At 72.3% G+C, this 26,955-nt stretch carries 2 protein-coding genes and 1 pseudogene; all 3 read right to left on the bottom strand.

The window, feature by feature from the left end; genetic code table 11:
• Positions 1-62: 62 nt before the first annotated feature.
• On the bottom strand, positions 63-14,441 hold the full coding sequence (locus ACQPXS_RS38205) for an SDR family NAD(P)-dependent oxidoreductase (RefSeq protein WP_433454007.1): 14,379 nt from the start codon (positions 14,439-14,441) through the stop codon (positions 63-65).
• 30 nt (positions 14,442-14,471) lie between these two features.
• Positions 14,472-15,371 (bottom strand): proline iminopeptidase-family hydrolase, encoded by a 900-nt coding sequence (locus ACQPXS_RS38200; RefSeq protein ID WP_433454006.1) that lies wholly within the window; start codon positions 15,369-15,371, stop codon positions 14,472-14,474.
• Positions 15,372-15,706: 335 nt separating this feature from the next.
• Positions 15,707-26,929: pseudogene (locus ACQPXS_RS38195) on the bottom strand (SDR family NAD(P)-dependent oxidoreductase); the annotation flags it as partial.
• Between the last annotated feature and the right edge of the window lie 26 nt (positions 26,930-26,955).

Below are 26,955 nucleotides of genomic sequence, written 5' to 3'. Positions count from 1 at the left end.
GTCGGGGTGGCCCGGGCCTGGAGCGGCCCGGGCCGGCGCATCCGCCCGCACCCCCTGGCCGGTCACCCGCCGCTGAGTTCCGCGTCGAGCACCGCGAACAGCTCGTCGTCACTGGCGTCGTCCAGGGTGGCCGCCGCCGCGTCACCGTGCGCGTCCGGCGCGGTCCGCGACCGCCATCGCTGCACCAGCGACTCCAGGGCCGTCTGGATCGCCTCCTGCTCCTCCGGCGTCGGCGAGGCGCTCGCCAGCAGGGCGTCGAGCCGGCTCATCCGGGCCAGCAGGGCGTCCGCGCCGTCCTCCCGCGCCGGCCGCAGCTCCGCGTCGAGCCGGTCCGCGGCGCTCCGCGCCGTGGGGTGGTCGAAGACCAGCGAGCTCGGCAGCGACAGCCCGGTATGCCGGCTCAGCCGGTTGCGCACCTCGACGGCGGCCATCGAGTCGAAACCCAGCTCGGAGAACGCCTTGTCGGGGTCGACGGACTCGGCGTCGGAGTGCCCCAGCACCTGCGCCACCTGCTCCCGCACCAGCTCCAGGAGCAGCCGGATCCGGGTCTCGTCGTCCTGCTCGCGCAGTTCGCGAACGAACCGCTCGGGATCGCCGTGCCGGGCGCGCCTGCGCCGCTCCCCCGATCGCCCTTCGCCGCCGTCCTCCGCCTCCGCCTCCGCCTCCGGGAGCGGTTCGCCGGCCACCGGAGCCTCCGGCAGGGGTACGGGCTGCAGGATCACCGAGTCGGCATACGCCACCGGTCGCCCGGAAACGGTCGACACGCTCAGGCCTTGCGCCGTGAAGGCCATCCGCAGCGCGGACGGCGACTCGTCCGACTCCCATCGCAGGCCGCGCCACGTGGCACCGACCGGAGCACTTCCCGGCTCGGCCGCCATGTCCACCGCCAGCAGCTGGCACAGGCCGTCCAGCAGCGCCGGGTGGATCCGGTGGCCGTCGCTGTCGGCATCGTCCGGCAGGGCGACCTCGACGAACAGTTCACCCTCGCGCTGCCAGGCCGCCTGGACGGTCTGGAACTGCGGCGCGATGCGGTGGCCCTGCCGCGCGAGGCGGTTGTAGAGCTCGTCCGGGTCCAGGGGTTCGGCTTCTTGGGGGGGCCAGGGGGTGAGGTTGGGGGTGGTGGTCGGGGTGCCGGCTGTGGTGGCCGTGGTGGTGAGGGTGCCGGTGGCGTGGGTGGTCCAGGACGTGTCCGGGCCCGGGGCCTGCACGGCCGCCTCGGCGGGGCGCGAGTGGATACTCACCTCCGCCCGCTCACCGGCGGCCGTCACCTGCACCTGCACATCCACCTCCCCCGCCTCCGGCAAGACCAACGGCCGGCCTACGACCAGCTCCCCGATGCCGTCGTAACCGGTCACGTCCGCCGCGTGCAGCGCCATGTCCACCAACGCAGCCCCCGGCACCAACACCCGCCCGGCCACCCGATGCCCCGCGAGCCACGCCTGACGCCCCACACCCAGCCGCCCGGTCAACACCGTCGCCGAACCGTCGGCCGTGGAGACCGCCGCCACCAACAACCCATGCCCGGCCTCCCGCAAACCGGCCGCACCCACTCCCACCACACCCGACCCCACCGGAGCCGACAGCCAATACCGGCGGCGTTGGAAGGGGTAGGTGGGCAGGTCGAGGTGGCGGGTCGGGGCGGGGGTGGGCAAGTGCCAGTCCACCGGGACGCCGGTGGCGTGAAGGGTGGCCGCCGCCGTGAGCAGTGTGACGGGGGCGGTTTCGTCCTGGGGTTTGCGGGGGCGGCGCATGAGCGGCGCGAAGGCCAGCTCACCAGTCTCCTCGTCGAGGGTCTGGCGGGTCAGGGCGGTCAGCACCGCCTGCGGGCCCACCTCCACGAAACGCGTCACGCCCAGCTCGCGGGCGGCGCGGACTCCGTCGGCGAAACGCACCGGCTGGCGGACATGCCGCACCCAGTACGCCGGATCCGTCAGCTCCTCCGACACCAGCTGACCGGTCACGTTGGAGACGACAGCAGTGTTCGGCTGACGGTAGGTCAGGGAGGCGGCGACCTCTGCGAAGGGCTCCAGCATCGGCTCCATCAGCCGGGAGTGGAAGGCGTGCGAGACCGACAACCGGGTCGCCCTTATCCCCTGCCCCTCGGCGCGGGCCTGCACCGTCTCCAGATCTTCTACCACTCCGGAGACCACGACCGCGGCCGGCGCGTTGACGGCGGCAACGTCCACCGGCACACCGGCGATCAGCTCCTCGGTCTGCTCGACACTGGTGGCCAGGGCGAGCATGCCCCCACCCGCGGGAAGCGCCTGCATCAACGCCCCCCGCGCCGCCACCAGACGCGCCGCATCCTCCAACGACAACACCCCCGCCGCATACGCGGCAGAGACCTCACCGATGGAATGCCCCAGCAACACATCCCCGGGGATGCCCCAGTGACGCAACACCGCCACCAAAGCCGCCTGCACGGCAAACAAGCCAGCCTGCGTGAACACGGTGGCATCCACCAGGGACGCGTCCTCGCCCCAGACCACCTCACGCAGCGGCCGCTCCAGATACACATCCAGGGCCGCGCACGCCCGGTCGAACGCCTCCGCGAACACCGGGTTGGCGTCGTACAGTTCCCGGCCCATGCCCAGCCACTGCGAGCCCTGACCCGTAAACAACCACCCCGTCCGACCAGAAGACACCCGGCCGACAACGGCACCCGTCCCGTCCGACGCAAACGACGCCAGAGACCCGATCGCCGCCTCACGCGAGGACGCCACCACCACAGCCCGATGCTCAAGCCCAGCCCGGCCATGCGCCAACGCCGAGGCCACTTCCGCGACTTCGACGTCCTCCCGCGCCGACCACCAATCCGCAAGCCGTCCCGCCGACTCGGCCAGCGCCTCAGGTGTACGTGCCGACAACGCCACCGCCACCGGCCCCACCACCGGCTCCGGCTCACCAGCGGGCTGCTCGGGTTCAGCGGCCTGTTCCAGGATCACGTGCGCATTGGTCCCGGAGATCCCGAACGAGGACACCGCAGCCCTGCGCGGCCGGTCCCCCACCCCCGGCCACTCCCGCGCCTCGGTCAGCAACTCCACCGCACCCGCCGACCAATCCACCTGAGACGACGGCGCATCCACATGCAGCGTCCGCGGCATCACCCCATGCCGCATCGCCTCCACCAACTTGATCACACCAGCCACACCCGCAGCCGCCTGCGTGTGCCCGAGATTCGACTTCACCGACCCGACGTACAGGGGCTCGTGATCCCGCCGTGCCTGTCCGTACGTGGCGAGCAGGGCCTGTGCTTCGATCGGGTCTCCGAGGCGCGTGCCGGTTCCGTGAGCCTCGACCACGTCCACGTCTGCGGCCGAGAGTCCGGCGTTGGCGAGGGCGGCGCGGATCACCCGCTGCTGCGAGGGACCGTTCGGCGCCGTCAGACCATTGGACGCGCCGTCCTGATTGACCGCCGAACCCCGTACCACCGCCAGCACGGGATGACCGAGCCGACGCGCATCCGACAACCGCTCGACGAGGAGCAGACCGACGCCCTCGCCCCAGCCGGTTCCGTCCGCGGCCTCGGCGAACGCCTTGCACCGGCCGTCCGGTGCCAGACCCCGCTGTCGGCTGAACTCCACGAACGTCTCCGGCGTCGACATCACCGTGGCGCCGCCGGCCAGGGCCAGCGTGCACTCACCGGAGCGCAGGGCCTGTGCGGCCAGGTGCAGGGCGACCAGGGACGACGAGCACGCCGTGTCCACCGTCACCGCAGGGCCCTCGAAACCGAAGACGTACGACACCCGGCCGGAAAGGACGCTGCCGAGGGTGCCGTTGCCGACGTAGCCGGCGACCTCGTCGGGAATGTGCGGGAGGCGGGAGCCGTAGTCCTGGTACGAGGTGCCGGTGAACACACCGGTGTCACTGCCGACCAGAGTGGCGGGGTCGATCCCGGCGCGTTCCAGGACCTCCCAGGTCGTCTCCAGGAACAGGCGCTGCTGCGGATCCATGGCGAGCGCCTCGACCGGGCTGATGTTGAAGAAGGCGGGGTCGAAGCGGTCGGCGCCGGTCAGGAAGGCTCCCCCGCGGGCGTAGGTACGGCCGGGTTTGCCCGGCTCGGGGTCGTAGAGGCCGTCGAGGTCCCAGCCGCGGTCGGTGGGAAAGCCGGTGACCGCGTCGACACCGTCGGCGACCAGCCGCCACAGGTCCTCCGGCGAGCCCACGCCGCCCGGGAACCGGCAGGCCATCGCGACGATGGCGATGGGCTCGTCGACCGCGACGGTCCGGTGGACGACGGCCGCCGCTGCGGGTGCGGTGCCGGAGACCTCCGCGACCAGGTGGCGGGCCAGCGCCCGGCAGGTCGGGTGGTCGAACAGCAGTCCCACGGGCAGGCGGAGACCCGTTGCCGCGCCGAGTCGGTTGCGCATCTCGATCGTGGTGAGCGAGTCGAAGCCGAACTCCGTGAACGGCCGGTCGGGTTCGAGGACCGTACCCTCCGGATGCCCCAGCACCAAGGCGGCCTGTTCCTGGACGGCACGGAGCGCGATGTCGACTCGCTCGGCCTCGGCCGCATCCGCAAGACGTCGGGCCAGCCGGCCGCCCCCTGCGCGCCGTGCCGCGGCGCGTGCCGTCGCGGCACGGAACAGACCGGACAGCAGCGGAGCCCGCTGGCCCGCGTGGTCGACCACCGCGGGCAGCAGCGGAGTGGCGACGACGGCCGCTTCGTCTCCGGCGACCGCGGCGTCAAGCAGCGCGAGCCCCTGTTCGGTGCCGAGGGCGGGCATGCCGACGCTCGCCGTGCGGGCCTGCTCGGCCGGGCCGAGGGCGGTGCCCATGCCGGCGTCCTGCCACAGGCCGTACGCGATCGACAGCGCGGACAGGCCCGCGGCGCGCCGGAGTCGGGCCAGGCCGTCCAGGAAGCCGTTGGCGGCGGCGTAGTTGGTCTGTCCGGCGGAGCCGAGCACACCCGCGACCGAGGAGAACAGGACGAACGCGCGCAGCGGCAGCCGCTCGGTCAGCTCGTGCAGATGCCAGGCCGCCTCCGCCTTCGGCATCCACACGTCGTCGAGGCGCGCCTCGGTCTGCTCGGTCAGTACGGCGTCGTGCAGTACGCCGGCCGCGTGCACGACACCGGTCAGGTCGTCGATGTCGGCCAGCAACCCGGCGAGGGCCTCCCGATCGGCGATGTCGCATGCCACGGCCCGTACTTCGGCGCCCGCGGCGCGCAGTTCGGTCACGAGCTCCGGCGCACCCGGGGCCGTCCCGCCGCGCCGGGAGACGAGGACGAGACTGCGCACTCCGTGCCCGGCCACCAGGCGGCGGGCGACCAGCGCGCCCAGGCCTCCGGTTCCGCCGGTGATCAGCACTGTGCCGTCGCCCCAGTCCGGGGCGGACTCGGCGCGGGACGCGCGGGCCAGCCGGGGCACCTGCCAGTCACCGTCCCGTTGCCGCCATTCCGGCTCGCCTGCGGTGGCCAGGGCGGTCCAGGTCGCCGCGTCGACGGTGCCCGCGCCGGTTTGCGTGCCGACGAGGACGAAGCGTCCGGGATGCTCGGCCTGCGCGGCCCGTACGAGTCCCGCCACGGCCTCGGCGGCGGGTGCCGAGACGCCCGACGCGTCCTCGCCGGTCGTCGCGATGACCAGCGTGCCGCCGTCCCTGGCGGGGTCGGCCACCCAGTCCCGCAGAGCGGCGAGCACCTCGGCCGTCAGGGTCCGGGCCGCGTCCGCGTCCGCCGTCGCCGGCAGCGGGCAGTCGCACACCACGACGTCGGCTTCCTCGGCGGCGGCGACCTCCGCCAGTCCGACGACCGGAAGCGTACCGGTCGCCTGGGAGTCGGGCAACGGCGTTGCCACCCAGTTCAGCAGATACAACGAGTCGGCAGCCGCCGTGGCCGCGGTCAGCTCGGCGCGGCTCATCGGCCGCAGCGCGAGCGAGTCGACCGCGCCGACCGTCACGCCCTCCGCGTCCAGGAGGGCCAGCCGGCCGCCGCGGACCACCGCCCGTACCGGCTCCGCACCGCCCGGCACCACCGAGATGCCCCGCCAGGCTGCCGCGAGCAGCGGAGTGTCCGCGTCCGCCGGCTCCCTGGAGTCACTCGTCGCGACGAGCACCTGACAGACGCCCTCCAGCAGGCGCGGATCCAGGGCGAAGGCCGGCGAGGCGGCCCGGCCGTCGGCCCGCTCGGGCAGCCCCAACTCGACGTACACATCGGATCCGTCCCGCCAGGCGGCCCGTACGGTACGGAAGGCCGGACCGTGGTGCTGTCCACGGGCAGCCAACGCGCCGTCCACGGCGTCGAGGTCCAGCGATACGGCGCCCGGCGGCAGCCACGCCGTCGGCGAGAGAGCCGGACCATCGCCGCTCAGCGTCCCGGAGGCACACCGCACCCACTCGGTCCCACCCGCGGGCAGAAGGTGCACGCTGAGACCTCGCCTGCCGGAGTCGTCGGCCGCACCCACACTCACCTGCACCGGCACACCCTCGGTGCCGGACAGTACGAGCGGGGTGCCCACGGTGAACTCCTCCACAGCCGCACAGTCCACCTCCTCGGCGGCCCTCAGCGCGAAGTCGACGAGCACCGAGGCGGGCACCACGACCGAGCCGTTGATCTCATGGTCGGCGAGCCACGACTGGCTGTCCGCGGACAGCCGCCCGGTGAGCACGACACCACCGCTGTCCGCCACCGTGACCGCCGCACCGAGCAACGGATGCCCGGTGGGCGACTGGCCCACCTGCCGGGGATCGCCGCTGGTAGGCATGGAGTCCTGCCAGTAACGGTCGCGTTGGAAGGGGTAGGTGGGCAGGTCGAGGTGACGGGCGGGGGCGGGGGCGGGCAGGTGCCAGTCCACCGGAACGCCGGTGGCGTGGAGCGTGGCCGCGGCGGTGAGGAGTGTGGTGGCGGCGGGATCCTCGAGCGGCTTACGGGGGCGGCGCATCAGGGGCGCGAAGACCAGCTCTCCCGTGTCGTCGGCCAGGGTCTGGCGGGTCAGGACGGTCAGCACCGCCTGCGGGCCCACCTCCACGAACCGGGTCACACCCAGCTCACGGGCGGTACGGACGCCGTCGGCGAAGCGGACCGGCTGACGGACGTGCCGTACCCAGTAGGCCGGGTCGGTCAGCTCCGCCGACACCAGCTGACCAGTGACGTTCGAGACCACCGGGACAGCCGGCTCACGGTAGGTGAGGGAGGCGGCCACCTCCGCAAACGCCTCCAGCATCGGCTCCATCAGCCGCGAGTGGAAGGCATGCGAGACCGATAGCCGGGTCGCCCGTATCCCCTGCTCCTCGGCGCGGGCCTGCACCGTCGCCAGGTCCTCCACCGCTGCGGAAACCACCACCGCGGCCGGGGCGTTGACGGCGGCAACGTCCACCGGCAGACCGGCGATCAGCTCCTCGGTCTGCTCGATACTGCCGGACAGGGCGAGCATGCCCCCACCCGCGGGAAGCGCCTGCATCAACGCCCCCCGCGCCGCCACCAGACGCGCCGCATCCTCCAACGACAACACCCCAGCCGCATACACGGCGGAGACCTCACCGATCGAGTGCCCCAGCAGCACGTCGGCCGGGATGCCCCAGTGACGCAGTACGGCGACCAGCGCCGTCTGCACGGCGAACAACCCGGCCTGCGTGAACACGGTCGCATCCACGAGCGAGGCGTCCTGGCCCCAGATCACCTCACGCAGCGGCCGCTCCAGATGCACATCCAACGCCGCGCACGCCCGGTCGAACGCCTCGGCGAACACCGGGTTGGCGGCGTGCAGTTCCCGGCCCATGCCCAGCCACTGCGAGCCCTGACCCGTGAACAACCACCCCGTCCGACCAGACGACACCCGCCCGGTCACCGCACCAGAGCCGTCCGCTGCGAAAGCGGACAGGGACCCGATCGCCTCCTCACGCGAGGACGCCACCACCACAGCCCGGTACTCAAGCCCGGCCCGGCCATGCACCAACGCCGAAGCCACCTCCGCGACTTCGACGTCCCCCCGCCCCGACCACCAATCCGCAAGCCGGTCAGCCGACTCAGTCAAGGCCTCAGGGCTACGCGCGGACAACGTGACCGCCACGGGGCCGACCACCGGTTCCGAGGCGACACCCTCCTCGCTCTGCGGCGCCTGCTCGACAATCACGTGCGCATTGGTGCCGGAGATCCCGAAGGACGACACCGCAGCCCTGCGCGGCCGGTCCCCCACCCCCAGCCACCCGCGGGCCTCGGTCAGCAGCTCCACCGCACCCGCCGACCAGTCCACCTGGGACGACGGCGCATCCACATGCAGCGTCCGCGGCATCAGCCCATGTCGCATCGCCTCCACCAACTTGATCACGCCGGCCACACCCGCAGCCGCCTGCGTGTGCCCCAGATTCGACTTCACCGAACCCAGATACAGCGGCGCTCCATCCCCACGCTCACGCCCATATGTGGCCAGCAGCGCCTGAGCCTCGATCGGATCCCCCAGCCGCGTCCCCGTCCCATGCGCCTCGACCAAGTCGACATCACCACCGGACAGACCGGCACTGGCCAGCGCGGCACGGATCACCCGCTGCTGCGAGGGACCGTTCGGCGCCGTCAGACCATTGGACGCACCGTCCTGATTGACCGCCGAACCCCGCACCACCGCCAGCACCGGATGCCCCAACCGACGCGCATCCGACAACCGCTCCAGCAACAGCAGACCCGCACCCTCACCCCAACCGGTCCCGTCCGCCGCCTCCGCGAACGCCTTGCACCGGCCGTCCGGCGACAACCCCCGCTGCCTGCTGAACTCCACGAACGTCTCCGGCGTCGACATCACCGTCACACCACCGGCCAACGCCAACCCACACTCACCCGAACGCAACGCCTGCACCGCCAGATGCAGGGCGACCAGCGATGACGAGCACGCCGTGTCGACGGTCAGGGCCGGGCCCTCGAAACCGAAGACGTAGGACACGCGGCCGGAGACGATGGCGCCGCTGCTGGTTCCCGGTCCGTAGTCGTGGTACATGACGCCCGCGAAGACGCCCGTGCGGCTGCCCTTGAGGGCGACCGGGTCGATGCCGGCGCGTTCGAAGGCCTCCCAGGACGTCTCCAGCAGCAGTCGCTGCTGCGGGTCCATGGTCACGGCCTCGGTCGGGCTGATGTTGAAGAAGGCTGCGTCGAAGCGGTCGGCGTCGTGCAGGAAGGCACCGTACCGGGAGTAGGTCTTGCCCTCCACGCCCGGCTCGGGGTCGTACAGGCCGTCGAGGTCCCAGCCCCGGTCGGTGGGGAAGCCGGAGACGGCGTCGCGGCCCTCCACCACCAGCCGCCAGAGCTGTTCCGGTGTGGTGATGTCACCGGGGTAGCGGCATGCCATGGACACGATGGCGATCGGCTCGTCGTCCTGGACGGCGGTGGTGGGGACGGCCTCGGTCGTCGCCTGGACCCGCCCGCCGATCTCGTCCAGCACGTGCCGTGCCAGGACCTGGGGGGTGGGGTAGTCGAACAGGAGGGTGGCGGGCAGTCGGAGTTCGGTGGCGGCGCCCAGCCGGTTGCGCATCTCGATCGTGGTGAGCGAGTCGAAGCCGAGTTCCGAGAAGGGCCGCTCGGGATCGACGGCGGCTGCGTTGTCGTATCCGAGCAGAGTGGCGGCCTGGGTACGGACCAGGTCGAGCACGACGCCGAGCCGCTCGGCGGGGGCGACCTCGGCGAGCCGGCGGGCGAGCGCACGGGAGTCACCGGCTGCCGCCCGGGCGGTCCGGCGGCCGGTGCCGCCGAAGAGCTCGGCGAGCAGCGGCGCGCGCTGTCCGGCGTGCTGCGCCAGCTGGGGCAGCAGCCGGGCGGCGAGAAGGGCGCCGCCTGCGCCCGCGACCGCCTGGTCGAGGGCCTCCAGGGCCTCTGCTCGGGTCAGCGCCGGCAGTCCCGCCTGCTCGGTGCGGCGGACCTCGGCCTCGTCGAGCGACGCGCCCATGCCGACCTCGCGCCAGAGCCCGAAGGCGACGGAGGTGGCGGGACGTCCGTCCTGCCGCAGCTGTTCGGCCAGCCCGTCGAGGTAGGCGTTGGCCGCCGCGTAGTTGGCCTGTCCTGCCGCGCCGAGCACACCGGCCACGGAGGACACCAGGACGAACGCGGACAGGTCCCGTTCCCGGGTGAGCTCGGCGAGATGTTCGGCCGCCGTCGCCTTCGGACGGCGGACGCGTTCGTGCCGCTGAGGCGTCAGTTCGGTGAGTACGGCGTCGTCGAGGATGCCCGCCGCGTGCACCACCGCGCCGAGGTCGGGAATGCCCTTCAGGATCTCCGCCAGCCGGGCTCGGTCGGCCACGTCGCCCGCGACGGCCCGTGCGCGGGCTCCGGCCGCGGTCAGCTCCGCGACCAGTTCGGCCGCGCCCGGCGCGTCGGCACCCGAACGGGACAGCAGGACGATCTCGGTGACACCGTGGTCGGCAACGAGGTGCCGGGCGATCTCGGCCCCGACCCCGCCCGTGCCGCCGGTGACGAGCACCGCACCCGTGCCCCAGTCCGGCCGCTCGGCGGCTGGCGGTGTCGCGCGCACCAGCCGCGGCACCGACCAGACGCCGTCCCGAAGCCGCCACTCGGGTTCACCGGAAGCCGCGAGGGCGCGCCACGACGCGTCGTCCACGGCGTCCACATCGTCCACGTCGGCCAGCACGAAGCGTCCCGGGTGCTCGGCCTGTGCCGCCCTGACCAAACCCGCCACGGCGGCTCGAAGCGGCGCGTCCGCCGTGCCGCCGGCCGCCACGACGAGTACGGCATCCTCCCGTCCCTCTTCCGCCAGCCACTGCTGCAGGGCGGCGGTGACGGTGACGACCGGGTCGGTCCTCCCGGTACGGAGAACGACCGGTGAGCCGCTCACGTCCGCGAGGGCGTCCGCCGTGACCACGGCCACGGCCCCCGGGTCGGCCTCCGCTCCCTCCGCGGGCCGGAGCAGCGGGGTCGGTCGCCACTCGAGCCGGTGCAGCACGTCGGCACCGACGAGATCGGCGGTCGCGACCGGGCGTACGACGAGTTCCTCCACCGCGCCGACCGGACGGCCGTCCGCGTCCGCGAGGCGCAGGCCCCCGGCGGCGTCCACGGCCACCCGCAGCCGGGACGCGCCCGCCGCCCACAGGGTGACTCCCCGCCAGGAGAACGGAAGGGCGGGCCCGTCCGCCGGCTCGGGGCGGCCGAGGTGCACACCGTGCAGCGCCGCGTCGAGCAGCGCCGGGTGCAGGCCGAACGCACCACCGTCCGCCTCTTCGGGGAGTACGACATCGACGAACAGCTCGTCGCCGCGCCGCCACACCTGCCGCAGTCCCTGGAACACGGGCCCGTAGTCGTAGCCGTCGGCCGCGAGGGCCGTATAGGCATCTCCCGTGTTCACCGGTTCGGAGCCGGCGGGTGGCCAGACCGCGAAGTCGAAGTCCGGTGGCGTGGTGTCCCCGGCCGACACGAACCCCTGCGCATGACACAGCCAGTCCGCCGCGTCCCGGCGCGAGTGGACGGACAGCTCCCGCCGCCCCTCCTCATCGGCCGCGCCCACGACGACCTGGATCTGGACCCCGCCCCGCTCGGGCAGGACAAGGGGCGCGACCATGCTGACCTCGTCCACACGGTCGCAGCCCACCTCCTCCCCGACCCGCAGTGCGAGCTCCACGAAGGCCGTGCCCGGAAAGAGCACGGTGCCGTTCACCGCATGGTCGGCGAGCCAGGGCTGCGCTTCGAGCGACAGGCGCCCGGTGACGATCATCCCCCCGGTGTCGGCCACCGACACGGCCGCACCCAACAGGGGGTGGATCACCGCGATCAGACCACGACTGACCGCGTCGATCCCACGCTCCGCCGCGGGCAGCCAGTAGCGGCGGCGCTGGAAGGGGTAGGTGGGCAGGTCGAGGTGGCGGGTGGGGGTGGGCAGGTGCCAGTCGACCGGGAGGCCGGTGGTGTGGAGGGTGGCCGCGGCGGTCAGCAGTGTGGTGGGAGCGGTGTCCTCCTGGAGCGGCTGGGGGCGGCGCATGAGCGGCGCGAAGGCCAGTTCACCGGTCTCCTCGTCGAGGGTCTGGCGGGTCAGAGCGGTCAGCACCGCCTGCGGGCCCACCTCCACGAACCGCGTCACGCCCAGGTCGCGGGCGGTACGGACTCCGTCGGCGAAACGGACCGGCTGGCGGACATGCCGTACCCAGTACGCCGGGTCCGTCAGCTCCTCGGATACGACCTGGCCGGTCACGTTGGAGACGACAGCGGTGTTCGGCTGACGGTAGGTGAGAGAGGCGGCGACCTTGGTGAAGGGCTCCAGCATCGGCTCCATCAGCCGGGAGTGGAAGGCGTGCGAGACCGACAACCGGGTCGCCCTTATCCCCCGCTCCTCGGCGCGCGATGCCACCGTTTCCAGGTCCTGCACCGCTGCGGAGACCACGACCGCGGTCGGCGCGTTGACGGCGGCGACGTCCACCGGCAGGCCGGCGATCAGCTCCTCGGTCTGCTCGATACTGGTGGCCAGGGCGAGCATGCCCCCACCCGCGGGCAGGGCCTGCATCAACGCCCCCCGCGCCGCCACCAGACGCGCCGCATCCTCCAACGACAACACCCCGGCCGCATACGCGGCGGAGATCTCACCGATCGAGTGCCCCAGCAACACATCCCCGGGGATACCCCAGTGCCGCAACACCGCCACCAACGCCGCCTGCACCGCGAACAAGCCTGCCTGCGTGAACACGGTCGCATCCACCAGCGAGGCATCCTCGCCCCAGATCACCTCACGCAGCGGCCGCTCCAGATGCACATCCAACGCCGCGCACGCCCGGTCGAACGCCTCGGCGAACACCGGGTCGGCGTCATACAGGTCCCGGCCCATCCCCAGCCACTGCGAGCCCTGACCCGTGAACAACCACCCCGTCCGACCAGAGCCCACCCGGCCGACAACGGCAGCCGTACCGTCCGAGGCAAAGGACGCCAGGGACCCGATCGCCTCCTCACGCGAGGACGCCACCACCACAGCCCGATACTCAAGCCGACCCCGGCCATGCGCCAACGCCGAGGCCACTTCCGTGACTTCGACGTCCTCCCGCGCCGACCACCAATCCGCAAGCCGTCCCGCCGACTCGGCCACCGCCTCAGGCGTACGTGCCGACAACGCGACCGCCACCGGCCCCACCACCGGCTCCGATTCACCAGCGGGCTGCTCGGACTCATCTGCCTGTTCCAGGATCACGTGCGCATTGGTGCCGGAAATGCCAAAGGACGACACCGCAGCCCTGCGCGGCCGGTCCCCCACCCCCAGCCACCCGCGGGCCTCGGTCAGCAGCTCCACCGCACCCGCCGACCAGTCCACCTGGGACGACGGCGCATCCACATGCAGCGTCCGCGGCATCAGCCCATGCCGCATCGCCTCCACCAACTTGATCACGCCGGCCACACCCGCAGCCGCCTGCGTGTGCCCCAGATTCGACTTCACCGAACCCAGATACAGCGGCGCTCCATCCCCACGCTCACGCCCATATGTGGCCAGCAGCGCCTGAGCCTCGATCGGATCCCCCAGCCGCGTCCCCGTCCCATGCGCCTCGACCAGATCGACATCACCACCGGACAGACCGGCACTGGCCAGCGCGGCACGGATCACCCGCTGCTGCGAGGGACCGTTCGGCGCCGTCAGACCATTGGACGCACCGTCCTGATTGACCGCCGAACCCCGCACCACCGCCAACACCGGATGCCCCAGCCGCCGCGCATCCGACAACCGCTCCAGCAACAGCAGACCCGCACCCTCACCCCAGCCGGTCCCGTCCGCCGCCTCCGCGAACGCCTTGCACCGGCCGTCCGGCGACAACCCCCGCTGCTTGCTGAACTCCACGAACGTCTCCGGCGTCGACATCACCGTCACACCACCGGCCAATGCCAACCCACACTCACCCGAACGCAACGCCTGCACCGCCAGATGCAGGGTTACGAGGGACGAGGAGCACGCCGTGTCCACCGTCACCGCCGGCCCCTCCAGGCCGAAGGTGTAGGCGACCCGGCCGGAGACGACGCTGCCTCCGCTGGTGCTGCCGTCGTCGTCGCCGAGGGCGTAGTCGTGGTACATGACGCCCGCGAAGACGCCCGTGCGGCTGCCCTTGAGGGTGTGGGGCGGGATGCCGGCGCGTTCGAAGGCCTCCTGGGCGACCTCCAGGAGGAGCCGCTGCTGGGGGTCCATCACGAGGGCTTCGCCGGGGCTGATGTTGAAGAATCCCGGGTCGAACCGGTCGGCGTCGTGGAGGAAACCGCCCTCGCGCGCGTAGCACTTGCCGTCGACGCCCGGCTCGGGGTCGTACAGGCCGTCGAGGTCCCAGCCGCGGTTGACGGGGAACGGCGTGACGGCGTCGCGCCCCTCGGCGACGAGTTGCCACAGCTCCTCGGGGGTGCCCACACCGCCGGGGAACCGACAGGCCATCGAGACGATCGCGATCGGTTCCCGGGCGGCGGCGAGGTGCGCGTCGTGAGCCTCGCGCAGCTTCTCGTTCTCGATCAGGGAGTTGCGCAGGGCCTCGACCAGCTGGTCAACCTGGGTGTCCACGGGTCCTCGTGTTCTGCTCGGGGTCTTGGCTCAGTCCAGCGAACGCAGGTACTCGACGAGCACCTTCATGAACAGCGCGGGTTCCTCGAGGTGGGGGCCGTGGCTCGACTCCTCGAAGATCTCCCAGCGCACGTCGGGGATCAGGTCGTAGTAGGGCTGCACCGCGCCGACGGTCACCTCGTCGTGGCGTCCGGAGAGGAGGAGGGTGGGGACCTGGATGCGCGGCAGGAGGTCGATCACGGACCAGTCCCGCAGGGTGCCGACGACGTGGAACTCGCTCGGTCCGTTCATCGTGAAGTAGACGGTCGGGTCGTTGGCGATCTCCATCATCGACGCCGTCAGCTCGGTGGGTTTCTCCGGCAGCCGGAAGACATGGCGGTCGTAGAAGACGTTCATGGCCTCCAGGTACTCGGGGCTGTCCGTGGTACCGGCGGCCTCGTGGGCGAGCAGCGTCTCGTTGACTCCGGGTGGCAACTGGTTCCGTAGGACGGCGAGTTCCTCGGTCCACAGGGGATAGGAGGCCGGCGAGTTCGCCACGACCAGTCCGCGCAGGCCCTCCGGCTGCCGGGCGGCGTAGGCGGCGGAGAGCATGCCGCCCCAGGACTGTCCGAGGAGCACGAAGTTGTCGGCGACGCCCAAGGAGTGCAGGAGGTTGTCGAGCTCACCGAGGAACAGCTCCACGGTCCAGAAGTCGGCGCCCGCCTGCGGCAGGTGCGTGGAGCCGCCGTTGCCGAGCTGGTCGTAGTGGACGACGGGCCAGCCGTGTTCGGCCAGTGCGGCCAGGCTCAGCAGGTAGTCGTGGGTGCTGCCGGGTCCGCCGTGCACCAGCACCACCGTCGGCCGCGCCGACTGGAGGTCCCCGGTCACCCGGTACCAGGTCCGGTACGGGCCGAAGGCCACGGTCCCGCGGGCACTCGGTGCCGGCGCCATACGACTTCCCCTTCCGATCGGGATGCGGTGCGGTACGGGCGAGGCCGGCATCGGCGGGATCGGCGCGGTGCGCCCGGCCGGCCGACCGGCCCGACCTCGCATGTGACGGTAATGACGGAGGCGGGCCCGCGGACCCGCTGCGGCCCCCTGTAGGGGGCGGCGCTCCCCCTACAAGAGCCCGACGCCACCGGGTAGGCCGGGGTACGGAGGTCCGCCGAACCGGGAGGTCCGCCGAACCGGGGGTCCGCCCAACCGGGGGTCCGCCGAAGCCGAGGTCCGCCGAGCCGGAGGCTCGCGGAACCGGAGCCCCGCAGAGCCGTGGGCCCGGCGGTCGGCTAGTTCCGGGCGGTGCGCTCGCGGATCCAGTCCTCGACGATGGCCGCGGTGGTCTCGGCGTCCTCCTGGATGAGCGTGAAGTGGCTGCCGGGCGCCGGGCGCAGTTCGTGGTCCGGATGCCAGGGCTCGGCCTTGAGCTCGGCCGGGTCGCCGTCGTACTCCGTACGGTCGAGGAAGTCACCGGTCGCCGCGACGAACAGCACGGGCGCGGGCACCGCGTCGAGTTTGAAGTCGGGCAGGATGTCGAAGTAGCGGCTCATCGCCGACAGCCGCGTGCTGTCGTACCGGCCGACGGTCCTCTCGACCTCGAGCAGGCTGCGGGCGAGCCGGTCCATGCCGACCACCATCGCCTCGTCCTGGACCCGGTAGCTGTCCAGGAGCACCACGCCGGCCGGTGCCACGCCGTGCGCCTGCACGAGGTGGTGGGCCGTGGCGTAGGCGATCAGCCCGCCGGAGGAGTAGCCGAGCAGGACGAACGGCTCGTCCTCGGCGGCGGCCAGGACGTTGGCGGCCATGGCCTGTACGACGGCCTCCGCCGAGGCGGGCAGGGGCTCGCCCGTGCCGAATCCGGGCAGGGCCAGCGCCGAGACGGATCGCGTGCCCCGCAGGTGCGAGGCCAGCCGCGCGTGCTGGTGCAGGCCACCGCCGGCCATGGGCGTCGAGACGCAGACGATGCGCGGGTCTGCCGGTCCGTCGGCGAGCCTGGCCGACGGCAGCCGGACGGTCGTGGCGTCGCCGGCGTCGTAGGTGTCGCGCAGCTCGGCCACCGCGCGCAGCACGCCGAACGCCTTGCCGACCTTGCCGGACAGCACCGCCTCGCGGAACAGCGTGCTGAGCGAGTCGGCGCCGTCCGGCTCGGAGGGGCCGACCGTTTCGGTCGAGGTGCGGGGGCCGGTCTCGGCGGAGGTGGACTGTTCGGCGGATGCGGAGGTGGTGGTGTCGCCCTTGCCGGCCGGGGCCGACTGGGTCAGCTCGGTCTGGATGAGGGCGGCCAGCTGCTCCGGGTTCTGCCCGTCGAAGACGGCCATGGCCGGGAGTTGCAGACCGAGGGCCTTGTTCAGCTGGTTGCGCAGTTCGATGGCGGCCAGCGAGTCGAAGCCGGACTCCAGGAAGTCCCGGTGGGGATCGACGTCGTTCGCGTCGTCGAAGCCGAGCACGGCGGCGACCCGGGCGCGCACGAGGCCGCGGAGCTCGGCCAGTTGCTCGGGGCCGGACAGGTCGTGCAACCGCAGGCGCAGTGTCTCCTCCTGCTCCGGTCCGCTGACCGCGCGGGTGACCCGCGGCGCCGGGACCAGGGAGCAGAGCATGGGGTGCGGCACGTCGGGCAGGCGGCGCAGCGCCGGGAGGTCCAGATGCATGGAGAGCACGGCCGGGTGTCCGGAGGCCACCGCGGTGTCGAGGTCGGCGAGACCCTCCTCTTCGGTCAGTGGCGGCATGCCGCTGCGGCGCATGCGCTGCAGGTCGATTTCCGAGAGCCACTGGCTGAGGCCGGTCTCGGTCTGCCACAGCGCGTAGGCGATGGAGGTGGCGGGCAGGCCCAACCCGTGCCGGTGAACGGCCAGCGCATCCAGGAACACATTCGCCGCCGCATACGCCGACTGCCCACCCGCCAGCAACGACCCACCCACCGACGAGAACAACACAAACGCCGACAACGACAACCCGGCCGTCACCTCATGCAGATGCCACGCCGCATCCGCCTTCGCCGCCAACACCCCCGCCAACCGCACCGGCGTCATCCCCGACACCATCCCGTTGTCCGCCACCCCCGCCGCATGCACCACCCCCGTCAGATCACCGATACGCGACACCACCCCCGCCAACGCCACCCGATCCGACACATCACACGCCACCACATCCACCCGAGCCCCCGCCCGGGACAACTCCTCCACCAACCCCTCAGCCCCCGGAGCCCCCAACCCCCGACGACTGACCAACACCAAACGCCCCACACCCCCAACAGCCACCACATGCCGCGCCACCAACGCACCCAGACCACCCGTACCCCCAGTGATCAACACCGTCCCCCCACCCCAATCCACACCACCACCACCAGAAGCAGACGTGGCGAGGCGGGCGAGCCTGGCGTGGTACCAGCGGCCGTCGCGCAGGGCCCACTCGGGCTCACCGGAGGTGGCCAGGCCGCGCCAGACGGCGGGGTCCACCGCGCCGGGGTCGTCGGCGTCCACGAGCACGAAGCGTCCGGGGTGTTCGGACTGCGCGGCTCGCACCAGTCCCCACACCGGCGCGGCCGCCACGTCGGTCGGCGCCTCGCCCTGCGGGCCGGCGGCACCCCGGGTGACCAGCACCAGGGTCGACTGGGCGCGGCTGGGGTCGTCCAGCCAGAGGCGTACGGCGTCGAGCACCGTGGCCGCCATATCGAAGGCAGCCGCCGGGACCGTGTCGCCGGTCGGTACGCAGTCGGCGACGACCACCGGTCCATGGGCGCCATCGAGCGCGGCGGCCGCGACCACCGGCACCGGCTCGGCGCCGGCGAGCGGGGTCACCGCGGCAGGCTCCCACGTCACCTCGAAGAGCGTCTCGGAAGCCTGGACGACCGACTCTCCGGCCTCCCGCAGCACCAGGGAGTCGACCACGCCGACGGGCTGCCCGCTCCGGTCGGCCAGCTCGACGCGCACGGCGTCGCCCGCACCGGCCGACAGCCGCACCCGCAGCTCACGCATCCCGGTACGGATCAGCCGTACGTCCTGCCAGGCGAAGGGCAGCACCGGCCGCGAGCCCGGCTCCAGGTCGCCGTGCACGCCGAAACGGAGGCCGTGCAGGGCGGCGTCCAAGAGCGCCGGGTGAACGGTGTGCGCCGACACGTCGATGTCCTCCGGCAGCACGATCTCCGCGTACACGTCGTCGTCGTGCCGCCAGGCCGCCTGCAGGCCCTGGAACTCCGGGCCGTACGCATAACCCTGGTCTAGGAGTTCGTCGTACAGGTCCTGGGTGTCGATCGGAGTGGCGTCCGCCGGGGGCCAGGGGGTGAGGTTGGGGGTGGTGGTCGGGGTGCCGGCTGTGGTGGCCGTGGTGGTGAGGGTGCCGGTGGCGTGGGTGGTCCAGGACGTGTCCGGGCCCGGGGCCTGCACGGCCGCCTCGGCGGGGCGCGAGTGGATACTCACCTCCGCCCGCTCACCGGCGGCCGTCACCTGCACCTGCACGTCCACCTCCCCCGCCTCCGGCAAGACCAAGGGCCGGCCTACGACCAGCTCCCCGATGCCGTCGTAACCGGTCACGTCCGCCGCGTGCAGCGCCATGTCCACCAACGCAGCCCCCGGCACCAACACCCGCCCGGCCACCCGATGCCCCGCGAGCCACGCCTGACGCCCCACACCCAGCCGCCCGGTCAACACCGTCGCCGAACCGTCGGCCGTGGAGACCGCCGCCACCAACAACCCATGCCCGCCGGGCGACTGGCCCATCTGCCGGGGATCACTGCCGGTGGGCATGGAGTCCAGCCAGTAGCGGCGGCGTTGGAAGGGGTAGGTGGGCAGGTCGAGGTGGCGGGCGGGGGTGGGCAGGTGCCAGTCCACCGGAACGCCGGTGGTGTGGAGGGTAGCGGCCGCGGTGAGGAGAGTGACGGGGGCGGTTTCGTCCTGCGGCTTACGGGGGCGGCGCATCAGGGGGGCGAAGACCAGCTCGCTGGTGTCGTCGGCCAGAGTCTGGCGGGTCAGGGCGGTCAAGACCGCCTGCGGGCCCACCTCCACGAAACGCGTCACCCCCAGGTCGCGGGCGGCGCGGACGCCGTCGGCGAAACGCACCGGCTGACGCACATGCCGCACCCAGTACGCCGGATCCGTCAGCTCCTCCGACACCAGCTGACCGGTCACGTTGGAGACGACAGCTGTGTTCGGCTGACGGTAGGTGAGAGAGGCGGCGACCTCGGCGAAGGGCTCCAGCATCGGCTCCATCAGCCGGGAGTGGAAGGCGTGCGAGACCGACAACCGGGTCGCCCTTATCCCCTGCTCCTCGGCGCGGGCCTGCACCGTCTCCAGATCCTCCACCGCTCCGGAAACCACGGCCGCGGCCGGCGCGTTGACGGCGGCGATGTCCACCGGCAGGCCGGCGATGAGTTGTTCTGCTTGTTCGGGGCTGGCGGCCAGGGCGAGCATGCCCCCACCCGCGGGCAGGGCCTGCATCAACGCCCCCCGCGCCGCCACCAGACGCGCCGCATCCTCCAACGACAACACCCCGGCCGCATACGCGGCGGAGATCTCACCGATGGAATGCCCCAGCAACACATCCCCGGGAATGCCCCAGTGCCGCAACACCGCCACCAAAGCCGCCTGCACCGCGAACAGACCGGCCTGGGTGAACACGGTGGCATCGACCAGGGAGGCGTCCTGGCCCCAGATCACCTCACGCAGCGGCCGCTCCAGATGCACATCCAACGCCGCGCACGCCCGGTCGAACGCCTCCGCGAACACGGAATCGGCGTCATACAGCTCCCGGCCCATCCCCAGCCACTGCGAGCCCTGCCCCGTGAACAACCACCCCGTCCGACCAGAGCCCACCCGGCCGACAACGGCACCCGTCCCGTCCGACGCAAACGACGCCAGGGACCCGATCGCCTCCTCACGGGACGCAGCCACCACCACAGCCCGATGCTCAAGCCCAGCCCGGCCATGCACCAACGCCGAAGCCACCTCAGCGACTTCGACGTCCTCCCGCCCCGACCACCAATTCGCAAGCCGTCCCGCTGACTCGGCCAGCGCCTCGGGCGTACGCGCCGACAACGCCACCGCCACCGGACCCACCACCGAGGCGGCCTCCGAGGCGACACCCTCCTCGGCCTCCGGCGCCTGCTCCACGATCACGTGCGCATTGGTCCCGGAAATACCAAAGGACGACACCGCGGCACGCCGCGGCCGGTCCCCCACCTCCGGCCACTCCCGTGCCTCGGTAAGCAACTCCACCGCACCCGTCGACCAGTCAACTTGCGACGACGGTGCATCCACATGCAGCGTCCGCGGCATCACCCCATGCCGCATCGCCTCCACCAACTTGATCACACCAGCCACACCCGCAGCCGCCTGCGCATGACCCAAATTGGACTTCAACGAACCCAGATAGAGCGGGACATCGCGGTCCTGCCCATACGTGGCCAGCAGAGCCTGAGCTTCGATGGGATCCCCCAGCCGCGTCCCCGTACCGTGCCCTTCCACCAGATCCACATCCGCCGCCGACAGACCGCCGTTCGCCAGCGCAGCCCGGATCACCCGCTGCTGCGCCGGCCCGTTCGGCGCCGTCAGACCATTGGACGCACCGTCCTGGTTCACCGCCGAACCCCGCACCACCGCCAACACCGGATGACCCAACCGACGCGCATCCGACAACCGCTCGACCAACAGCAGACCCACACCCTCGGACCACCCCGTCCCGTCCGCGCCCTCGGCGAACGAGCGGCAGCGGCCGTCCACGGACAGGCCTCGCTGGCGGCTGAACTCGACGAACATGGCCGGTGTGGCCATCACCGTCACGCCACCCGCGACCGCGAGCGAGCACTCTCCGGAGCGCAGCGCCTGCACCGCCAGGTGCAGGGCGACCAGGGACGAGGAGCACGCCGTGTCCACCGTCACCGCCAGCCCTTCGAAGCCGAACGAGTAGGACACGCGGCCCGAGACCACGCTGCCGCCGCTGCTGAGGTCGCCGTAGTCGTGATACATGACGCCCGCGAAGACGCCCGTACGGCTGCCCTTGAGGGTGGCCGGGTCGATGCCGGCGCGCTCGAAGACCTCCCACGCGGCCTCGAGGAACAGCCGCTGCTGGGGGTCCATGATCTGGGCCTCGTTGGGGCTGATGCCGAAGAAGACCGGGTCGAACTGGTCCGCGTCGTGGAGGAACGCGCCGCGGTCGGTGTAGCTCTTGCCGGGTGCGCCGGGCTCGGGGTTGAAGAGGTCGTCCAGGTCCCAGCCGCGGTTGACGGGGAACGTCCCGACGGCGTCCTGGCCCTCGGCGACCAGCCGCCACAGGTCTTCTGGGGAGGAGACTCCGCCCGGGTAGCGGCACGCCATCGACACGATGACGATCGGGTCGTCCTGATCACCGGTGGTGCGCACGACGGCCGCAGGCGTGTCGTCGGGCGAGGTGCCCACGAGCATCTCGGCGAGCAGCGCGGCGACGGCGGAGGCGTTCGGGTGGTCGAAGACGAGCGTGGCCGGCAGGCGCAGATCGGTCGCGGCGGTCAGCAGGTTGCGCAGTTCGACGGCGGCGAGGGAGTCGAAGCCGAGCTCGGAGAAGGGGCGGTCGGGCTCGATGTCGTCCACTCCGGCGTGGCCGAGGATGGCGGCCACGTGGCCGCGGACGAGATCCAGCAGGCGCCGGTGCCTGGCCTCGGGGTCCAGCCCGGCCAGTTCGGTGCCGAGGGCGGACGAGGCCTGGACGGCGGCGCGGGCCGCCTTGCGCCGGGTGGCGGGTACGAGGCCGCGCAGCAGCGCGGGTATCTCGTCGGTGCGGCGTCGTAGCGCGGCGGGGTCGACGGGCGTGGCCAGGACCTGCGCCCGTCCGGAGCCGAGGGCGGCGTCGAGCAGGGCCAGGCCGGTGTCCGTGTCGAGCGGGGGCAGGCCGAGGCGCCTGAGCCGCTGCACGTCCGACTCGCCGAGCGTGCTGCCCATGCCCTCGTTCAGCCAGAGTCCGTAGGCGATGGAGGTGGCGGGCAGGCCCAGCCCGTGCCGGTGAGCGGCCAGCGCGTCCAGGAACACGTTCGCCGCCGCATACGCCGACTGCCCACCCGCCAGCAACGACCCACCCACCGACGAGAACAACACAAACGCCGACAACGACAACCCGGCCGTCACCTCATGCAGATGCCACGCCGCATCCGCCTTCGCCGCCAACACCCCCGCCAACCGCACCGGCGTCATCCCCGACACCATCCCGTTGTCCGCCACCCCCGCCGCATGCACCACCCCCGTCAGATCACCGATACGCGACACCACCCCCGCCAACGCCACCCGATCCGACACATCACACGCCACCACATCCACCCGAGCCCCCGCCCGGGACAACTCCTCCACCAACCCCTCAGCCCCCGGAGCCCCCAACCCCCGACGACTGACCAACACCAAACGCCCCACACCCCCAACAGCCACCACATGCCGCGCCACCAACGCACCCAGACCACCCGTACCCCCAGTGATCAACACCGTCCCCCCACCCCAATCCACACCACCACCCGAAGCAGACGTGGCGAGGCGTTCCATGCGGGGGACGGACCAGATGCCGTCGCGCAGGGCGAGTTCGGTCTCGCCGGAAGCGACGACGGCCCGCCACACGGCGGGGTCGACGGCGGCGGGGTCGTCGACGTCGGCCAGGACGAAGCGTCCGGGGTTCTCGGCCTGCGCGGCCCGCACCAGCCCCCAGACGGCTGCTCCCGCCGGAGCGGGCGAGCCGTCCGGCCCCAGCGCGCGCCGGGTGAGAACCACCAGGGTGCGGTCCGTCCCCTCGCCTCCGGCGAGCCAGGTCCGTACGGCCTCCAGCGCGCCCCCGGCCGCGGCGGCCGCGGCGTCGGGAACCGCTCCCTGGGGCGGGGTGCAGTCGCAGACCACGATCGGGCCCGCGGTGTCGGCCAGTCGGGCGGGCTCCACGGTCGGGACCGGTTCGGCGTCCGTCGCGGTGCCGACCGTGACGGGGTTCCAGACCACGCCGAAAAGAGCGTCGGCGGCGGGAGCGGGGGACGAGAAGTGATCGGGTGCGATCGGGCGGGAGGCCACCGCACCGATCGTGGCCACCGGCCGCCCGCTCTGGTCGGCGACGAACACCGCCGAGGCCGGCTGCCCCTCCTGCCGTCGGATCATGACCCGCAGCGCCCGCGATCCGGAAGCGTGCAGCGTGACATCGGTCCACGCGAAGGGGAGGAACGCCTGCCCCTCGGCCTCTTCGTCCCCGGCGATCAGGTCGATGTGCAGGGCGGAGTCCAGCAGCGCCGGATGCAGTCCGTAGCTGTCGCCGTCGGCCGAGTCGGGCAGGACGACCTCGGCGAACACATCGGTACCGCGTCGCCAGGCGGCTCGCAGGTTGCGGAAGCTCGGTCCGTAGCGGTAGCCGCGCTCGGCCAGCCGCTCGTAGCCGCCGTCGACCGGGATGGGCTCGGCCTCGGCCGGCGGCCAGGCCACCAGGTCGAAGTCGGGCGCAGACTCCGCCGTCGACAGCACGCCCTGCGCATGGCACGTCCACTCACCGGCGTCGTCACCGTCGTCGGGACGCGAGTGGACGGCCAGGGCGCACCGCCCCGAACCGTCCGGAACACCGACGCCGACCTGCACCTGGACTCCGCCGGAGCGCGGAAGGACGAGCGGGGTCCGTAGGGTCAGCTCCTCCAGCACGGTGCAACCGACCTCGTCGCCCGCCCGTACGGCCAGTTCCACGAAACCTGTGCCCGGGAAGATGATCGTTCCGTTGATGTCGTGGTCGGCCAGCCAGGACTGGCTGTCCGCGGACAGCCGCCCGGTGAGCACGACACCACCGCTGTCCGCCACCGTGACCGCCGCACCGAGCAACGGATGCCCGGTGGGCGACTGGCCCACCTGCCGGGGATCGCCGCCGGTGGAGAGCGAGTGGTGCCAGTAGTTGCGGTGCTGGAAGGGGTAGGTGGGCAGGTCGAGGTGACGGGTGGGAGCGGGCAGGTGCCAGTCCACCGGAACGCCGGTGGTGTGGAGGGTGGCGGCCGCGGTGAGGAGAGTGACGGGGGCGGTTTCGTCCTGCGGCTTACGGGGGCGGCGCATGAGCGGGGCGAAGACCAGCTCACCGGTGTCGTCGGCCAGGGTCTGGCGGGTCAGGGCGGTCAGGACCGCCTGCGGGCCCACCTCCACGAACCGCGTCACGCCCAGCTCGCGGGCGGCGCGGACTCCGTCGGCGAAACGCACCGGCTGACGCACATGCCGCACCCAGTACGCCGGATCCGTCAGCTCCTCCGACAGCAGCTGACCGGTGACATTGGAGACCACCTGGACAGCCGGCTCACGGTAGGACAGGGAGGCGGCCACCTCCGCAAACGCCTCCAGCATCGGCTCCATCAACCGGGAGTGGAAGGCATGCGAGACCGACAACCGGGTCGCCCGTATCCCCTGCTCCTCGGCGCGGGCCTGCACCGTCTCCAGATCCTCCAACACACCGGAAACCACGGCCGCGGCCGGCGCGTTGACGGCGGCGATGTCCACCGGCAGACCGGCGATCAGCTCCTCGGCCTGCTCGGGGCTGGCGGCCAGGGCGAGCATGCCCCCACCCGCGGGAAGCGCCTGCATCAACGCCCCCCGCGCCGCCACCAGACGCGCCGCATCCTCCAACGACAACACCCCAGCCGCATACACGGCGGAGACCTCACCGATCGAGTGCCCCAGCAGCACGTCGGCCGGGATGCCCCAGTGACGCAGTACGGCGACCAGCGCCGTCTGCACGGCGAACAACCCGGCCTGCGTGAACACGGTCGCATCCACGAGCGAGGCGTCCTGGCCCCAGATCACCTCACGCAGCGGCCGCTCCAGATGCACATCCAACGCCGCGCACGCCCGGTCGAACGCCTCGGCGAACACGGGATCGGCGTCATACAGGTCCCGGCCCATGCCCAGCCACTGCGAGCCCTGACCCGTGAACAACCACCCCGTCCGACCAGACGACACCCGCCCAACTACGGCGGCTGTACCGTCCGCTGCGAAAGCGGACAGGGACCTGATCGCCTCCTCGCGGGACGCAGCCACAACCGCAGCCCGATGCTCAAGTTGAGCCCTGTCATGGGCCAACGTCGAAGCGACGTCGGCGACTTCGACGTCCTCCCGCCCCGACCACCAATCCGCCAGCCGCCCGGCCGACTCGCTCAAGGCTTCGGGGGTACGCGCGGACAACGCCACCACCACCGGACCCACCACCGGCTCCGAGGCGACAACCTCCTCCGCCTCCGCAGCCTGCTCCACGATCACATGCGCATTGGTCCCGGAAATACCAAAGGACGACACCGCAGCCCTGCGCGGCCGGTCCCCCACCTCCGGCCACCCGCGGGCCTCGGTCAGCAACTCCACCGCACCCGCCGACCAGTCAACTTGCGACGACGGCGCATCCACATGCAGCGTCCGCGGCATCACCCCATGCCGCATCGCCTCCACCAACTTGATCACGCCGGCCACACCCGCAGCCGCCTGCGCATGGCCGATGTTGGACTTCAGCGAGCCGAGATACAGCGGCGCCCGGCCCTCCCGGTCCTGCCCATACGTGGCCAGGAGCGCCTGCGCCTCGATCGGGTCCCCGAGCCGTGTGCCGGTCCCGTGCCCCTCCACCAAGTCGACCTGGTCGGCGCCGACTCGTGCGTTGGCGAGGGCGGCGCGGATCACCCGCTGCTGCGCCGGCCCGTTCGGCGCCGTCAGACCATTGGACGCACCGTCCTGGTTGACCGCCGAGCCCCGCACCACCGCCAGCACCGGGTGCCCCAGCCGCCGCGCGTCCGACAGCTTCTCGACCAGCAGGAGACCCACGCCTTCGGACCACCCGGTCCCGTCGGCCGCGTCCGCGAAGGACTTGCAGCGGCCGTCGGCCGCCAGGCCCCGCTGCCGGCTGAACTCCACGAACGTCTCCGGCGTCGACATCACCGTCACCCCGCCGACCAGCGCCAGCGAGCACTCACCCGAGCGCAGTGCCTGGACCGCCAGGTGCAGGGCGACCAGGGACGACGAGCACGCCGTGTCCACCGTCACCGCCGGCCCCTCCAGGCCGAAGACGTAGGAGACGCGGCCGGAGGCGATGGCGCCGGTCGCGGAGTTGTACGGGTAGTCGTGGTACATGACGCCGGTGAAGACACCCGTGTCGCTGCCCTGCAGCGTGCCGGGGTCGATGCCGGCGCGTTCGAAGGCCTCCCAGGACGTCTCCAGCAGCAGCCGCTGCTGCGGGTCCATGATCAGGGCCTCGTTGGGGCTGATGTTGAAGAAGGCCGGGTCGAAGGCGGCCGCCTCGTGGAGGAAACCGCCTTCCCGGGTGTAGGACTTGCCCTCGGCGCCCGGCTCGGGGTCGTACAGGCCGTCCACGTCCCAGCCTCGGTCGGCCGGGAACGGTGTGACGGCGTCGCGGCCCTCGGCGACCAGCCGCCACAGGTCCTCCGGGGACGACACCCCGCCGGGGTAGCGGCACGCCATCGACACGATCGCGATCGGTTCGCGGCTCTTCGCGGTGACCATGCGCAGCTGCCCCCGCAGCCGCTCGGTCTCCTTGAGGGAGGAGCGCAGCGCAGTGACGAGCTTCTCGTCGGTTCCGGTCATCGGAG

This window comes from Streptomyces sp. CA-142005, from assembly GCF_050942335.1.
In the GTDB taxonomy this organism is placed as follows: domain Bacteria; phylum Actinomycetota; class Actinomycetes; order Streptomycetales; family Streptomycetaceae; genus Streptomyces.
The sequence above is the reverse complement of the archived record's forward strand: the minus strand, read 5'-3'. Positions and strand labels throughout refer to the sequence as shown.